At 58.7% G+C, this 15,257-nt stretch carries 15 protein-coding genes and 2 pseudogenes; 8 read left to right on the top strand and 9 right to left on the bottom strand.

The window, feature by feature from the left end; genetic code table 11:
* Window positions 1-235: 235 nt before the first annotated feature.
* The 3 genes from BMI01S_RS22675 to BMI01S_RS22665 are packed head-to-tail and all read right to left on the bottom strand — an operon-like array spanning window position 236 to window position 2,173.
* Window positions 236-1,027 (bottom strand): HvfC/BufC N-terminal domain-containing protein, encoded by a 792-nt coding sequence (locus BMI01S_RS22675; RefSeq protein ID WP_051381293.1) that lies wholly within the window; start codon window positions 1,025-1,027, stop codon window positions 236-238.
* The gene (gene bufB / locus BMI01S_RS22670) at window positions 1,024-1,878 is read right to left on the bottom strand and encodes an MNIO family bufferin maturase (protein WP_042290662.1); all 855 of its coding nucleotides are present in this window, start codon (window positions 1,876-1,878) and stop codon (window positions 1,024-1,026) included. Before bufB ends, BMI01S_RS22675 begins: the two co-directional genes overlap by 4 nt.
* Before the next feature lie 43 nt (window positions 1,879-1,921).
* Window positions 1,922-2,173 carry a BufA1 family periplasmic bufferin-type metallophore gene (locus tag BMI01S_RS22665; protein ID WP_028214620.1) on the bottom strand — a complete coding sequence of 84 codons (252 nt, stop codon included), beginning with the start codon at window positions 2,171-2,173 and terminating at the stop codon, window positions 1,922-1,924.
* A 270-nt stretch (window positions 2,174-2,443) separates the two neighbouring features.
* On the opposite strand from BMI01S_RS22665, the gene BMI01S_RS22660 reads away from it, so the two are divergent.
* On the top strand, window positions 2,444-2,752 hold the full coding sequence (locus tag BMI01S_RS22660) for a DUF4148 domain-containing protein (protein WP_028229957.1): 309 nt from the start codon (window positions 2,444-2,446) through the stop codon (window positions 2,750-2,752).
* Between the two features lie 266 nt (window positions 2,753-3,018).
* On the opposite strand, the gene BMI01S_RS22655 is transcribed toward BMI01S_RS22660, so the two are convergent.
* On the bottom strand, window positions 3,019-3,312 hold the full coding sequence (locus BMI01S_RS22655; protein ID WP_028214618.1) for a hypothetical protein: 294 nt from the start codon (window positions 3,310-3,312) through the stop codon (window positions 3,019-3,021).
* Between the two features lie 160 nt (window positions 3,313-3,472).
* On the opposite strand from BMI01S_RS22655, the gene BMI01S_RS22650 reads away from it, so the two are divergent.
* The 3 genes and pseudogenes from BMI01S_RS22650 (at window position 3,473) to BMI01S_RS22645 (ending at window position 4,585) form a co-directional block, all read left to right on the top strand.
* On the top strand, window positions 3,473-3,919 hold the full coding sequence (locus tag BMI01S_RS22650; protein WP_028214617.1) for an SRPBCC family protein: 447 nt from the start codon (window positions 3,473-3,475) through the stop codon (window positions 3,917-3,919).
* Window positions 3,920-4,070: 151 nt separating this feature from the next.
* A pseudogene (locus BMI01S_RS39245) lies at window positions 4,071-4,374 on the top strand (type II toxin-antitoxin system Phd/YefM family antitoxin).
* A 16-nt stretch (window positions 4,375-4,390) separates the two neighbouring features.
* Complete coding sequence (locus BMI01S_RS22645; protein ID WP_174480127.1) at window positions 4,391-4,585, top strand: hypothetical protein; 195 nt, start codon at window positions 4,391-4,393, stop codon at window positions 4,583-4,585.
* A 74-nt stretch (window positions 4,586-4,659) separates the two neighbouring features.
* On the opposite strand, the gene BMI01S_RS43860 is transcribed toward BMI01S_RS22645, so the two are convergent.
* Complete coding sequence (locus tag BMI01S_RS43860; RefSeq protein WP_306303732.1) at window positions 4,660-5,322, bottom strand: SymE family type I addiction module toxin; 663 nt, start codon at window positions 5,320-5,322, stop codon at window positions 4,660-4,662.
* A gap of 608 nt (window positions 5,323-5,930) precedes the next feature.
* Window positions 5,931-6,404: pseudogene (locus BMI01S_RS39230) on the bottom strand (T6SS effector amidase Tae4 family protein); the annotation flags it as partial.
* Between the two features lie 308 nt (window positions 6,405-6,712).
* Between BMI01S_RS39230 and BMI01S_RS22640 the strand changes: the two are divergent.
* Window positions 6,713-8,584 carry an FRG domain-containing protein gene (locus tag BMI01S_RS22640; protein ID WP_161635513.1) on the top strand — a complete coding sequence of 624 codons (1,872 nt, stop codon included), beginning with the start codon at window positions 6,713-6,715 and terminating at the stop codon, window positions 8,582-8,584.
* Between the two features lie 324 nt (window positions 8,585-8,908).
* On the opposite strand, the gene BMI01S_RS22635 is transcribed toward BMI01S_RS22640, so the two are convergent.
* A complete protein-coding gene (locus tag BMI01S_RS22635) occupies window positions 8,909-9,232 on the bottom strand; it encodes a hypothetical protein (protein WP_028229955.1) in 324 nt (107 codons plus the stop codon).
* Window positions 9,233-9,258: 26 nt separating this feature from the next.
* Here BMI01S_RS22635 and BMI01S_RS44050 point away from each other — a divergent pair, with 26 nt between their 5' ends.
* Entirely contained in the window at window positions 9,259-9,768 is a 510-nt protein-coding gene (locus BMI01S_RS44050; RefSeq protein WP_407668922.1) for a plasmid mobilization protein, read from the top strand.
* A gap of 196 nt (window positions 9,769-9,964) precedes the next feature.
* Here BMI01S_RS44050 and BMI01S_RS22630 read toward each other — a convergent pair whose 3' ends face one another.
* Window positions 9,965-10,504 (bottom strand): 3'-5' exoribonuclease, encoded by a 540-nt coding sequence (locus tag BMI01S_RS22630; protein WP_154671134.1) that lies wholly within the window; start codon window positions 10,502-10,504, stop codon window positions 9,965-9,967.
* Window positions 10,505-10,531: 27 nt separating this feature from the next.
* On the opposite strand from BMI01S_RS22630, the gene BMI01S_RS40990 reads away from it, so the two are divergent.
* Window positions 10,532-10,792 carry a hypothetical protein gene (locus BMI01S_RS40990; protein WP_154671133.1) on the top strand — a complete coding sequence of 87 codons (261 nt, stop codon included), beginning with the start codon at window positions 10,532-10,534 and terminating at the stop codon, window positions 10,790-10,792.
* 766 nt (window positions 10,793-11,558) lie between these two features.
* Here the strand turns inward: BMI01S_RS40990 and BMI01S_RS22625 are convergent.
* Window positions 11,559-11,864, bottom strand: coding sequence for a HigA family addiction module antitoxin (locus BMI01S_RS22625; RefSeq protein WP_028229953.1), 306 nt, complete (start codon window positions 11,862-11,864; stop codon window positions 11,559-11,561).
* A 656-nt stretch (window positions 11,865-12,520) separates the two neighbouring features.
* Between BMI01S_RS22625 and BMI01S_RS22620 the strand changes: the two genes are divergently transcribed.
* Window positions 12,521-15,082 (top strand): hypothetical protein, encoded by a 2,562-nt coding sequence (locus tag BMI01S_RS22620; RefSeq protein ID WP_028229952.1) that lies wholly within the window; start codon window positions 12,521-12,523, stop codon window positions 15,080-15,082.
* Window positions 15,083-15,257 lie beyond the last annotated feature (175 nt).

The following is a 15,257-nucleotide window of genomic DNA, read 5'->3' as shown; positions in this document are numbered from 1 at the left end:
CGCGCACGATGTCCGGCGCTGCGCGCGCCGCGATGCATCGAGCGCAAATCGGCAAGCGGGCGCACGCTGTGCCTGGGCATTCATCGTCGCATGACGCGGGGAGCGTGGCTATGCGGGCAAGTCCGGTCACCAGCAGCGAGGGGACTATTTTTGCGGGCTATTCTCCTGAATAAATCGCTATCAGATTGGCCCGGCTTTCCGGTTAGTTTGGATTCCTCTGCTTTATCACGAGTACTCAGTCACTGCGCACGCCGACGATTGCGCCCGCCTCGATCCACGTGCGCCACTGGCCGGCGAAGTCGAAGGCCGGGTCGATGTCGAACGCTTGCGTGAGCGCGGCGTCGAGTGTTGCGCCATCGTTCAGCGCGACGAAGGCTGCGTGCGCGGCGCACGTCTGTGCGAGGACCGTGGGACGCCATTGCGGACGCACCACGAGCGCCCACGACGGCACCTCCACACGGGCCGGCCACGCGCCGCCCGCTTGATGCGCCCGCCAGATCGCGCCGGCGTCGAAGCGCAAGGAGAGCGCCACGCACGCGGGATGCACGGCCAGACGCGCCTGCGCAAGGCGCTCGGCGCCGAGCGCCTGCCATTGCTGCGCGTCGAGGGGCGCGACGTCGACGGGATGATCGGCCGCGTAGGCAGCGCGATGCAATGCCCATTCGAGCCGCGCGACATCGCCGAAATACGCGTAGCGCACGTCGGTTTCATAGCGCTCGATGAATTCGGGCAGTTGCGTGCCGAAGCGGTTCAGATCCGCATCGCGCGAAAGATGCGCACGCGAGTAGGCGAGCACCATGGCTTCGAAGTACGTCTCGCCGGTCAGCGCGGCGAGCACCGGATAGGCGTTCGCAAGCGCGAGGCGACGCGCGGCGCGCACGTTGCCGCGGTAGAGACCAAGGCGCTCGTGCAGCAGCGCGGCATCGTCCGGGAGCATCTGGCCGGCTAGCGCCGCATCGACGGTGGGATCGTCGAGTGCGGCGGCGAAGGCTTGTTGCATCGCCTCCAGTGTGTCGCGTGCGGTCACGAGCGTAGCTCCGCCGCGACTTGCGCCTGCGTGTGCGTGACCAGGCGTTCGCGCGCAAGACGGGCTTCGTCCAGCAGCAAGTCGAGCGTGGGCAGCGCGGTGTCCCATTCGATGAGCGTGGGGGTCGCGCCGAATCGCGCAAGCGCAGCCTCATACAGCGACCAGACTGCCGGTGCGACGCGCGAGCCATGATCGTCGATTACGGCGACTGGCGTAGCCCGATGCCCCGCGAGATGGATCTCGCCTACGATCCGCGGCGGCAATGCGGCCAACGCTGCTAGCGCGTCCTCGCCGTGGTTGCACTGGTTCACGTACAGATTGTTCACGTCGAGCAACACCCCGCAGCCCGTGCACTGCGCGAGCGCCGCGAGGAATTCGGCCTCACTGTACGCATCGCCGCGAAACCGTACGTAGGCCGAAACATTTTCGATCAGCACGGCGCGGCCCAGTGCATCCTGCATCTGCGAGACGCGCGCGCTCAAATGATCGAGCGAGGCGTGCGTGAGCGGCATCGGCAGCAGATCATGCAGCGCACCGTGCGCACTCGCGCCCCAGCATAGATGCTCGGAAACCACGGCCGGCTCGATACGCGCCACGAGCCGCGCGAGACTCGCGAGATGCGCCGCATCGAGCGGCGCGGCGGAGCCGAGGCCAAGCCCCACGCCGTGCAGGCTCACCGGCAAATCACGGCGCACGGTTTCGAGCACGTGCAGGTCGTAGCCGCCGTCGCCGAAGTAGTTCTCGCTGTGGACCTCGACCCAGTCGACATCAGGCGGTCCAGCCATGAAGGCCTCGTAATGCGCGTGACGCAGGCCAATGCCCACGCCACGCGGCGCGGCCGGCGCGCTCATCTCGCGCGATCCGTTACGCCTGGCACCTCAACCACGAAGCTCATCATTCGGGCGTGCCGCCCAGCTTCTCGCAGGTGCCCTTCGGCATGGTCTTGAAGTCGCCCTTGTCGTGATCGACCTTCGCCTGGCCCGCGCAGTCGTGCACGCCGGTCTTGCTCGCGCAGTCGTTCTGCCCGGCCTTGGCCACGCCATAGCAATTCACGGCGTCGTCTGCCTGGGCGACGCCCGCGCCGGCCGTCGCAAGCCCCGCCAGCGCAGCCGCAATCAGCGCCTGACGGCCCAGTGAATTCTTCATGGCGTTTCTCCTTGAACGTCGAAATGGGATTTGAAATGAACGATAGGACAGCGCGGCCGGCGCGCGGCCTTACGCGGGCTATTTTGCCTCACGGTGCTGGAGGGCGACCGGAGAGACTGGCCGCAGTAGTCGGCAATTATTGCAGTTCCGGTAAGGATGTTTGCTCGTTTGCCGTGTTTTTCTTTGGGGCGCGGTGCAATAAAGTCTCATCAACGGTTCGGACAACGAGATTGTTACCGACCGACAACATAATCTTTGGAGGTTGTTACCATGAAGAATCTGATCGCTGCTGCGCTCGCCGCTACTGTCCTCGCCGCTCCGGCCCTTTCGTTCGCGCAAGCGAGCCAGGCGCCCGTGACCCGCGCTCAAGTGCGTGCCGAGCTGGTTCAGCTGGAGAAGGCGGGCTACCGTCCGAGCCTCTCGAGCCCGTACTACCCCGAAGACCTGCAAGCTGCCCAGGCACGCGTCGCCCAGCAGAACGACACGGCTCAAGCCGCGGCCTACGGCGCATCGACGAACGGCAGCACGCAGGCCGGCGACCGCGCACCGAACATCAAGCCGACCTACTTCGGCCAGTAATATTGCGGCTCACGCGTAGTGCCTACGCACTGCGTCGTTTCGCCCAGCGGGCCCGCTCTCCTCATTGAGAGAGAGCGGGCCCGCCGTTTTTTTGGCGCCGTGCGTGCAACGCGCACCGCAGCAAAGGTGGGCAACCCCACGAAAAGCCACCTCCGCCACCGGAAATCCGGTGGCTTTGCCCGGACTGCGGTCCGGGCCTTTTTCCCCTTTCTCCTTGCGTTGCGTGTGGCCCGCTTTTTTCAGCGCGTGCTACCCGCTCGCTGCGCTCAGAACCCGTGGGTCACGAGTGAAAGCACGGAAAGATCGGGGTGCGTGCCATCGATGATGCTGCGGCCCACGTGCACCGCTTCGTCGATGGCGTCCTGTTCGCTGCGCCATGTCTCGTCGCCGTCTGCGTGGTAGGCGACCGTGTGCCCCGGCTTCGCGGGATTCGCGCCGGGATGGCAGACATAGGCGGTGTAGGTGTAGCGGTTCGCTGCGTCGTCGGTTGGCGTCGCGCTGACGTGGATCTCGAAGCCTTCGTAGTCGACCTGATGCATCGCAAGCGGTTGAGCGCTCATGGTGACCTCCGGGTGCCGCGGATAGGCGGCTGCGGGCTGTGCCAGGCCGGGGATGAGCGGCCGGGCGTTCGGTATTGGGAAGTTTAGGCGATCGGTTTGAGCGGGTGGCCTACTATTGCATGGCGACACAAACCCGACCCACGTCTCTGGGAGCTTCGATATGACTTCGAACACCGTTCGCCTGCATCGCGTGCTGCGCGCGCCGCCCGAGCGCATCTATCGCGCCTTTCTCGACGCCAGCGCGGTCGCGAAATGGCTGCCGCCCAACGGCTTCACCTGCACGGTTCATGAACTCGACGCGAAAGTGGGCGGCCATTACCGGATGTCGTTCACGAATTTCACGACCGGTCACGGTCATTCGTTTGGCGGCGAATATCTCGAGCTCGTGCCGAACGAGCGGCTGCGTTATACCGGCGTGTTCGAGGATCAGCATCTGACTGGGACCATGCAGACGACTGTGGACCTGCGGGCCGTGTTTTTTGGCGCGGAAATGACTGTCGTGCAGGAAGGGATACCGGAGGTCATTCCGGTTGAGGCGTGTTATTTGGGGTGGCAGGAGTCGCTGGCGTTGCTTGCGAAGCTGGTGGAGGCGGAGGTGAGGCAGTGAGGGGAAAACTGAGCCCGCGGTAAAGCGGAGGGCCGGTTCTTGTCCAGAAGCTGGCGCTGCGGTACCGCCGGGCACTTCGCTTTGGTACACGTCGGCGCGCTTTATGATGTACGTAGATTTAGTACTTCCGGTGCAGCTCAGGGAGGAAACGATGGCAATCTCTTCGTGTGACGTGATTTCGATGTCTCAAGCCAGGGCGAACCTGTCTCAGCTAGCCGCGCAGGCGAAGGCAGGCGTCGAGAAAATCATCACCAAAAACGGCGAAAAGCTACGTTGCCATCATCGATGTCCAGCGACTCGATCATTACCATCGACTGGAGCGCGAGCACATTCATTTATTGCTGATTGACGACGCAAGCAAGGGCTTGGCCGACGTCGCTACCGGCAAGGTGAAAGACGCACGCAACACTCTGGCTGCGATCAAACGCCGCCGCACGCCGAAGGCTAGGGGTTGACCGCCCCGCTCTTGCCGTGACAGCCCGCCACTCCGTCAAGCTCACGGCCAACTTCGAGCGCGACCTGAAGGAAGTCGAGGTGTTCCTGTCGGAAGCCGTGCCCCCTCAGGCATTCGATGCGCTGCTGGGCGAGTTGACGAATCCCGTCATCCCGGATCTCGAACACTATCCAGGTATGGGACGTCTGTTCCTCAAACGGCTCGCCCGGTAGGAGGCGTGAAGGCCACGAACCCTGCGGGTTCGTAGCCTTCTTCAAGTGGTACGCGGTTTGCCCCGACGTGCGGGTCAATCTGGTGTGATCACAAGCCGCTTGTCCTCCACCGTGACTCTGACGCGCTGGCCTGCTTCAAAGCCTGCGAGTTCGAGCCAGCGGCCCGCTAGCTTGAGCCATGGGTAAAGCGGCGGGTCAGTTCTTGTCCGCGAGCTCAGGCTGCGGTACCGCCAAGACTGCTGGATGGTTACGCGGCGCTCGGGATGAGCGCGCGATGCATTAAGATTGGCGTCAGCCATGATCAACTCCTGCTGTGAGTTGGTTTTGGTCAGCGGGCTGTGAGTGCTGGTAACACTCACAGCCCGCGCTTCGTTTACTGCATTGAGACTCCTTCTACCTCCGCGCTTGTGCAAGCACGGTGTCCAACATTTGTGAGACGAACTGCTGCTTGGTCTTGGGTAGTTGTTCAATGGCGGCGACCTGCGGGACATCGAGCTGTTCTTGGTCCGCGGCAGAGCGGCCGGGCTGTCCAGCAGTTCCTCGAAGGTAAACGTCAGCAGTTCCGCTAACGTTGGCAACATGGATGCCGGCACACGCGAGCGCGCGCCTTCGCAGTGCGCCAGCGTTTGCTGCGCAACGCCGAGTACATCGGCCAACTCCTGCTGGGTCATGCCATGTGCTCTGCGCGCGCTGGCGACTCGCTCTCCGAACTCGCGGTGAAACTGTTCATCTTTCACATCGCTCCTCGCGCGAGAGCATATGAACCGACACCAAATGGACTGAAGGTCGATTTATTGATTCATTGTACTAAAAATTGGAGTGGAAAAATGTTGCATTGCTCTTATCCAGATTCTATTTTTAGGTTAATTTGACGCATGACAGATTGACGGTAAGCGCAACGCTCACGAATCGCGTTGAAATGAAAGAACCTCACGTTAGCGAGCGAGGCTCTCGTTTCTCCGCGGCTTATCGCTTACTCGGGTCTGTTGTCTGAGTTGCGCAGATCGAACGGGGCAATAGTGCTAGAGGCGCTGAACGAGTACATCCAAAAAGTATAAAGCTACCACCGCCAGGGTCAGTGCGGCCGCTGAATAGGCCCAACAATTCAGGCTCCATCTGCGCCACGCACGAATATTCAATACCGTAAACAAAGTAGCCGGCCCAAACAAATATCCGCACAGAAACAAAGCGTCCCACCACGGCGTAGCGCATTTTCCTAACTCATGGCACCCCGTAGCGACCTTCTGTGGATCGCGAAACCAATCAAAGTGACTCAACGCGACTACGCAAATCCATGTTAGGCCAATGCCATAAATGAATCCGCCCAGTCCAGCTACGCATCGCCTCACTTGATTTCCCAAAAGAGAATTGACTTAGATCCACCAAGATCCGACCAACTAGCATCTGACACAACAGTTGCACCTTGTCTAAACGAACTCACACCGAGTCGTCGACCGATCGTTGCTAGTGCATCGAACCCACCACTAATCGTCAAGCGCGACCCATTCCACAAATCAATGTGCCCTCCGCTCGCATTCGCTGCGCTTTCACCCGCACGAGTCCAATAGCGAGAGAACTGGATAATCCCGGTTCGGCCTTTAACCTTGCTTTCCCAATCTGAACCAGTGATGTCCTGAGGCTTCGATAAGCCAGCAAATGGCTGCGCTTTTAGCCACTGCCCCATTTCGTCCGCTCGCGTCGCAGTGGGCTTTCCATCGAGAAGAATACGCCCGATGCCAGGCTGCCTCGACATAGGCTTGACCAGCTTGGCGGAAAACGACTTCATTTCGATTCCGACGCGGTGAAGCGTGACGCTCAACCACGTTAAATCGGACCCTTCTGCAGCGTTAAATCGGCCCCCCCCTAAACCTGTAAGGTTTGCTTGTAAAGGTTCCTGTAACTTCTACCGGTAGTTGGTGCCCGTGGACTTGTGGAGAATGCGCTTCGCGCACCGCTGACGGCCGGTGGACAAACTACAAGCGGTTGCCCCCCGCCGCGTTACGCGCACCAGCCCGCTGGGCCTTTGCCCGCTTTTCCAGCTATGGAAAACTACAATGCGAGATCAAAATGGCGGCCTCGATCTCAATTCCATAATCGTCGACAATGGGCACCTACATAGGGGGAAGCATGACCGAGCAAGAATTGACGTTCTTCAAAGTGTTTGGAGATTTACAAACGCCCTTGGGCGCAATCGATGTCGGGCATCTGAACAAAGCGCTCGGAGCTCCGACCGTCCAGAGAGACGGATCGCATATCGGACTGCGGCTGGAGGCTGTGCCGCATAAGAGGGCGGCACTCATCGCAAGCTTTGGAGGTCTCCTTTCCGGATTGAACATCACGCCGGAGTTTGTACGTGCGCTAGAGCCTGAGCGCCATCTTCAGCGGTCCGGTCGAGGGTGGATGCTCAAGCGACAGCCCATAGGACACGTCGCGAGGTCTGGCCTAACGGTCGTCTATAAACACCTTATGTGGCGATCAGACAGCGTCTGGCCAATGGCATATGCCACGTGGTTCGGGCAATTGACAAACACGCTCTACTTGTACAAGGCGATCCTTGAGGACCAGTTGAGCACCGCCGGCGAGAACCTTGAGCGGAAGGGATTTGCCAGGGAGAATTTATCTATCTTTGCCGAGTATCCCCGCAATCTCCCGACGAGCCAGCACTATGCAATGGCGGCGCTGGGCGCCTGGCTGGGCGGAGCGATGAATGTCCAGTACTTCCTGTATCACGCTACGATCAAGCAGATCCGTGATGCTAGTGTCAACGACAACCAACTAAAACAGATGGGCATGGAAGCCGATATCGCTGCAATTGACAGCAGCGGTCTGATTGGTGTTCCAGAAAGGCTCTATCGGTCACTTGTTGACGCTCAAGGCGACCAAACTGTGTTTGGCTCGCTGCCCTTGGATGAATATAATTCGTCCAACCCGCCCGCGACGATGGGATTGGAAGTTGAAGATTCGTTTGGCAATCCAAATAATTTTTCTGGTGTACTGGTCGACAAGTACTATCGGATGTCATTTCGCGCACAGAACTTGGATAATCGCGGAGTCTATGGTGCCGCCAATGTACTGAGGGATCACTACGCGGATTTCTACAGAAATCTGGATGCCGCCGACCAAGTGAGATGCAAACATTACTGTGCGCCGGTTATCAACGTATCGAGTACACAGGAACTGATCGAGATCTTGAGTCACATCCCCCAGCGCGGCGATGGCGGGATCTTTTTTCGTGGTCAACGCAAGCTGCATCTCATCCGCCGGGATCCAGCAGTGCAACGCTTTTTGTTCTCAAATTCGTGCTCTGCGGAGCCTTCGCTCATCACCACTGCCGCCCGCGAACGCGCCTACGTATATGAGGAGGCCCACTTCGCGCTAAGGCGATTTCTCGAGCAGCGAATTTATGCCGGAGATCGCGCGAGCATTGCTGAGCGCACAGAGCGCTGGCGCGCAGAGGCATCGTCGCCGTCGTGCAAGCTTGACTATGCGGTGATGGCACTCGCGCAACACTACGGAATCCCGACCCACGGGCTGGATGTCACGCTTCGGCCTGAGGTGGCAATCTGGTTTGCAACCAACGTCTTCGACAGAAACAAGACGACTGGCGATTTCCGTTACGACCCGCTCCAGGCTGCGGATTGGCCGTCAAACCAGGAAGATTATCCGATAGTCGTGGTGTGCCAAGCTGTGACGAACACCGTTGCACCGTCATTGATCGAGTGCCAAGAACTTGCCGAATTCGGATTCTCAGCGAAGCGGCCGCAGGCGCAAAGCGCTCGCTTTTTCCACGGCGGCCACAGCGACCATCAAAACAGACTGGCAGAAACGGTCGTCTGTGTGTTCAGACTACAACCGGCCAACTATGAGTTAGATGTGTCCTTTAAGAGCCTGTTCCCGCCCCCAGCTGAGGACCCAGCCTATCAGTTGATGCTCGACTTTGCTGAGACGGACCATGATCGTTGGGCGAAGTACGTGACTCGGTTTCATCCCAAGGTGTAGACCGCCGCCAGGCTGTAATCGAACGCAAATCGACTGTCGTTACCGCTGGCACGCTTTCCACAAAACATAGTGGCAAATCCCGAGTTTCACGGGTGTTTTTGCTTTTTAGTAGCAGTCGGATTTTTTCACCACGTGTGGCCGTGATTTTCACTGGTGAAAATCAAGCCAGTTCAGGACGGAGACGGTGATGCTCCGCGATGGGTGATCGCCGGCTGATGGAGCCAGTTGGGCTAATACCCGCCCATCGCGGTGGGCAGCTCAAGCGGTGGCTGACTCGGACCGGTTGCCCTGTTGGTTAGGTTGCAATTCGGCGACCTCGGGCCATCACTGATGAATATTTCGTCCCGGTGTTTTGCCGTCGTCTTCCAAGTGGGTCTCGAGGGACGGAAGCATCTCGTAGTAATTCTCCCGCAAGGTCGCGATGGGCAAATCCAGTCCCAGCCGTCGTAACCTTACGGCAATCTTGACAAACGCCATGTTGCTTTTTCGCATGGCGTGGACCTCCGGCATCAGCATCCAAAACAGCGCTCTCTCTCGCGCGACCTTCTCGGAGTCATCCAGCGGAATTGAGAAAGGGTCCAATGTTTCGAACTCTCGAAGGATGCAAATTCGCTGGGCGGCGGTAAGCTTTTTCTGTGCGGTAGCCATTGTCGTCGGAAGTTTTACTTCTAGCAATGCAATCTACACTACGCCGTCGTTTCATATGCAAGACGTCTTCAAATCGCCTTCGACACATGTCAATTCTCGGAGACAACTGCGGGACAGGATGCCAGGTGTACGGACAAACAAAAGTTTGTCCATACACACGGGTGATTACTAGGTCGCTTCGCGCCCGTCGCAACCCTCTGGGGATACTCAGGGCTTCGCCCCGAGACCCCGGCTTCGCCGAAAACAATTGGGAACTCAAAGGTAGAGGTAGGTACAGGCAAATGGGATTCGGAAAAGTAGACAACGCGCGTAAGGCGCGGTTGGAACTCCGGTTAATGCCGGAAGAGCTAGTGGATATTGGACATAGAGCGAAAAAGTCCGGGCTCACTACCTCAGAGTATGTCCGACGGACGCTGCGCGCTAGGACGTCGCATCGCTGTTCGCTACGACACCGACGCAATTCTCGCGATAACAAGACTGGCAGAAACGGTCGGACATCTACGGAGCACAATTGCAGCCGGGGAGGCAGAATTTGACGCCGAAAGCTTTCGACTCATTGGCGCCGAGTGCGTCAAGGTACTCGAACGGATGGTGTGACGACGATTGCGAAGCAGATGTACCGCGTGAGTAAGCGAATGCGATCGGATAAGCCTAGCGCCTGTGTACTTCGCAAGCGAGTGGCGGATCCGGGCGAGCTAATAAGACGGTAGACGCTCGGTGTCAACGGACACGTTAGCGAAAGGCATAGGCATTTGCGCGGGCATCGTGCAGCGCGTGATGTTGTCCACCGTGAGCGGCAATGTACTCGAGGCGGCGCATCACATCGAGCTTTTGCACCACATTTTCGTGCTTCCAGCCGCGCGGCAACGCTCCTCCCATCAAATCGATGACAAGTTCAAAGTCGCCAGCAAAGTCGTAGCACAAAACGGGTACGGGCTTTTCCGGCACAAGCAGCAGCCACGCCAGCAACTCTTTGCGAAGCTGTGTCAACTGCATTGATCGGCCCGGAAACCTGCCGAGCTGGGGCAACACGACCTCGCAGACGAAATCGCTGCAATGCTTCCGCTCAAAGTCCGAGCGCTCACCGTAAAACTCTCGGCCATCCTCTCCGACTATTGCAACGCTGATGAGTTCGCTTGTATCGAAGTCTGTGAACTCTGTGTCTAGAAAGTAGCGGGTTTTCCACGGGCTACGTGGGGCCGGTCTGCCATGTGTCGTTGTTGTCATCATTTTTACCTTTGTCAGATCTCGCCGCGGTTTCTCCGGGGGCATGCCCAACGCTCCCGGGTGGTAGTGAAGATGCCCACCATTTTCACCAGTGAAAATAGCAGCGGGACAAAATCCAGTGGACAGCGCCCGCCGCAATGTGCAGAAGCCGTACTACCAAACATGACCGCGCCCGTGCGCGAAGCCGCGATCCTTCAACGAAATAGGTCGATCGCCGCCGATCAATCGACGACGGAACTGCTGGCGTTGCAGGCCACGCCATACTCCAACGCTGTCGGCCAGCCCATCAAAGGTGACGCCCGATCATGCCAGGCGTTTGTTTTGCACGTGTAATCGGGATGTCTTCACGTTCTGTGGCATCCGACAAAAACGCGCTATGACGCCTCTCCACCATTTTCACTAGTGAAAATATGGACAGCCCGGTGCGTACCTGCCGGCCGCTCGCCGCGGAGACGTGACAAGAGAGTGGAGCCCACATTATGCTATCGGCTGTCGTCCGATCGGATGTTTCTTCGAACCGGACTGCGCTTTCCGTATCTTGCGGTCCAACTTCCTCACCTCTTTCTCTAGCGCCTCGATCTTAGCGAGATAGGGCCATAGTTCATCCATAATGCGGCCCTCCCGTTCCCGTAGTTGCTTGACTGCGAATGCATATTCCCGCTCGTACCTCTGCCTAGCGATCCCTGTTGGGTAAGCGGAACCGGGATTCTGTACACCATACACCCTGAGCTCAGGCCGCCACTGTCAGGCAATGTCGGCAGCTGGGCGTCCGCACACCACAGAATCGGCTTGCCCTGATCGTCTTAGATCGGTCGAAAGTCCACCTCGTGTGGCTTAGCTGTCCCAAATCTCCCAGTTGCTGTCGTAGTAGCGCCGGTTGCATGCCACGCACAGCCGTTTGACCTCGCCAGTCAGATTCACCTTGACGGCTGGCATTGCTCCGCATCGCTCGCATGGCATCACGACGTCTTCAGGTCTATGACTCGCATCGAATAGTCCGTCCACATGGTCATCGGTCAATCTCGGTGGCGATTGCATATCGTAGTCCTAAATTTAATAGTCACATAGACCGGCCTCCTCACCTCTCGACCATCGAGAACTAGAAGAGCGCGTGTTGTCGCTCCAAGGCAACCGACATGACTTTCAGTTCGGCGAGCCGCTTGCGCGCCGAGGCAAGATCATGCAGCAGCTGTCGCTGTAGCCAGATTTCTGCCCCTCCACCGAAAGCCAGATCCAGCCGCAGGGCCATTTCAGGGGAAATGCCAGCCTTGCCGGTAATCAGGTTCGTTAATGCCTGACGGCTGACACCCAGCACGCGTGCGCCATCCGTGACACTCAATTCGAAGCGCACCAAACACTGCTGACGAACCAGCTCGCCCGGATGAGGAAAATCGGAATCAACCATCTGAACACAATAACGGGGAGCTCCCTGTTCGTCAAGTGACAAGCGACACTTGACGATTGGGCGTTGACGTTGGCCTTAGTTGGGCGTCGAGTTGAACCCATCCTACCTGCAATACCCAGACAGCCATTTTGAGCGCTGGCGTAAGCAGGGCTTTGAATGACAACCAATCGACGCGCTCAGTGCTTCTTCCAATCGTGCCGTTTTTCTGGGGTTCGCTCCGCAATGCATATCAAGCAGCCGCAGCCACCAATTCCTCCTGCTTGGGCATCAATCACTTCACCGTTCGCCTCAGATTCTGCGGAGTCGCAGCCAGTAAGAACCTATCATCCGCACCTGATGGACCTTGTAGTCGGAGACCGATCCATCCGCATGACTCCGGACACGATAAATATTCAGGCGGCTAAATTTTGCGCGAACGAAACCGTTATCGAATAAGGTGTGGAGCAGTTTGTTGCAGCAGTCGACGCTGCGGCCGCATTGGCCACGTCTCCGCGGCGGATTGCGCGGCGCAGTGATTCGTAGCGCAACGCCGTTCCGCCCATTTGTTCGTGGCAATACAGCATGCGAGTTCGACGCGTTCCAGTCGCTACTTCCGGGACCAGTTGGCCTCCACTTTCCCCGCAGGATTTCGGCGGACGTATCTCTAGTACTTCAGAATGGACAACAAAGACAAGTACATACAATGGCTGGGCGAAGAGGACGCCGAACTTGGCCCCGCCGCGCTGGCAGGGCTCGGCATTCTGCTTGAGAGCAACGATTGGACTTGGTGGGATGACCCTAGCGCGGCATTTGACGCGCTCAACCGCGTAGTACCGACGAATGGTGTCGCTAAGTGGGGGGGCGACGCGAGCGTGATGGAGGCCGACCAGTGGGTTGACCCGTGGGTCGCCGTCTCGATTGCGCGAGCATTTGAGAGTTTGTATCTGTCTCGCCTCAGACTGAGCATAAAGGTGGTGAGGTCGGTATGGAGCTGGCCGGGAGACGCCGAAACCGTCAATTCGGTGGCCCTTGAACTCTCGACTGTTGTGAGCGATCGAGTCTTCGTGGACTGGCCGCGGAACTCTCGACCGCGTTTCCCAATGACTGCGGCAGCGAATCACGCGCCGCGGCGCGTCATCGCCGGCACCCCGTTCGCACTCGATCGCCTTCGCGGCGATGATGCGCTGTCTCGCCACGTCGACTTGCATCCTGATGCAAAGATTGCCGACATCGTCGTTGCTAAATCATTGGCAGAGCTGGGTAGCATGGTCGCGGCGCGAGTCGTGATCCTCCATGGCAGCCAGGGGAACCTGCTGGCCCAAGTCGAAAGTCTCCGAGAGCGGCTGCGCGCGCAGTGTGTGATTCATGTCGACGCCAATGACCAACAGTTTGCCAATTGGCTCCAACTTCATCTGACGTCGTGGGGGGAGCATGAAATGCCGCTCGCAGACGCCATTTCTGAAGCGAATACGCAAACGAATTCCAGCGCCCGAATTTTGGTATCAACGCAAACGTTCTTCGTGACTAGTGCCCGATTCTTGGGTCAGAGTCGAACTAAGGATAAAGCTCCGCGCCGTAACGATCTTGGACCATATGATGCGCAACGCGCCGCACTGCCGCTGTGGGAACTGGAAGTCCCCGATGACGAACCTTTTGAGTCCGATGTCGAGCGCCCCGGCCCACCAATGGAGAGGGTACTGGATGCCCGAGTCCAGCAGGGGGATCAGCGGGTCGCGACTTGGCCTCGTCAAGGCATGGTGGACATCGTCGTTGATATCCGCCGCCGTACGCCGCTACATAGGCTTCGCCCGGACTTTCCAGATCAGCAGGTTGAATGGGATGGCGACCGCAAGGATTTGAAGGTCCACCTGCTTGAGGTCGGAAGTGCTCCTGTCACCCGGTCGATGTCCATTAAAAGGACAGGGGACTCTGAGGCTGTTGCGTTTCCTCGCGCCGCCGGAAACGGTCCCGTCGATCTCCGCCTACTGGTGAGCGACGGCGCTCGAATTCTCCAAACCGCTCGCCTTCAATCAGCGCCCGGAAGGGCGATCCACTTCTTCGTCGAGAATGTGGTGACACCAGTTCATCGCGAGAAGGCGCCCTTCGACTTGGCCTTGCTCGTCAACGACAGCTTGGGGAACCAGCCGAGCGTTACGTTGATTCCCGCTGAAGGCGATCCGATTTTCTCCCCGCTAACAGACACCGACACCGAGAAAGCCCGCCATAAGCTGTTGACTATCCTTCAACAGGCTGTTGTCGACCCCGAGGCGCCGCTAGCACCGTTGCTCCTTGATCTGGCGAATCAAGGTTCTCTGCTGTTGACTCACCTCCGCGAGCACGTGCCCACTTGGCCGAAGAAACTTACACGCGTCCAGCTGGTAACGCAGAGCAATGCTTTTTTCCCGATTGAGTATCTCTACGAGGGCACTGTGCCGGAGTCGAGCGACGCGGAACTGTGTTCAGAACGGACTCAGTGCTTGGAGAATGGTTGTGCCATTCCTGGATGTGCCATTCGCGAGGCCGCTGTGCAGTTGTGTCCTATGGGCTTTGTCGGCGTGTCCGCGATTGTCGAGCGACACACATGGAACCCTCAGCAACGCACGCCCCTTTGGAGGCCGGGCGCATCGCGAGCACAGGCACGCATGGAGATCAATGACCTGTCCAAAATCGCCTTCGCAGCCGACGACCGCGCTGACGAATTCGAAGATGAGGAGGTTGCTCCGCATGAGGTGGTGCGACTCCATCACATCGCGGCATCATTGGGTGTGGAAAGGATTCCCACGTGGGACGACTGGAAAAAACACGTCGCCGTGCATTCCCCATCGCTGCTGCTGCTCGTGGTCCACATGGACAAATCACAACTCTTTCTGGAGGACCGGGCTGGCCTCAACCTAGCCGGTATAAAACCGCAGCATGTCGGGAACGGCGCACCAGTGGCGATCGCGATTGGATGTGGTACTGGTCACGGAGACTTGCCCGGTGGCACGTTGCCGGCGGTGTTGTTGAGGCATGGCGCGCGAATGGTCGTAGCGGCGATGACAGAGGTGCTCGGTCGCCATGCTAATCGTGCGGCGCGTGATCTTGCAGTCAGATTTCGCGAGGCGGCCAATTCGAAGGCGCCAGTCCTAGTCGGGGAGATTATGCGCACCCTGCGGTGCGCTTTCCTGACGGACGAGATCGCGCTTGGACTGGCCTTGGTGGCATTCGGCGATGCAGACATGCAGCTCGGCTGCGAGTAATTGAGCGAAACGGAGACCTACATGTTTCGAATCAAAGCTATCCAAGCTGAGCACGGTGATGCGTTGCTCGTCAGTTATGGGGACCCGGAACGGCCCCGCCATGTACTGGTCGACGGCGGACCCGCCGGCACTCGCGATACGCTGTTGGCCCTCCTGAAGAAGGAATGCATTGACT

This window comes from Paraburkholderia mimosarum LMG 23256 = NBRC 106338 (genome assembly GCF_000739815.1).
Classification (GTDB): Bacteria; Pseudomonadota; Gammaproteobacteria; order Burkholderiales; family Burkholderiaceae; genus Paraburkholderia; species Paraburkholderia mimosarum.
Note: the sequence above shows the minus strand (reverse complement) of the source record. Positions and strands in the feature narration are given on the sequence as shown.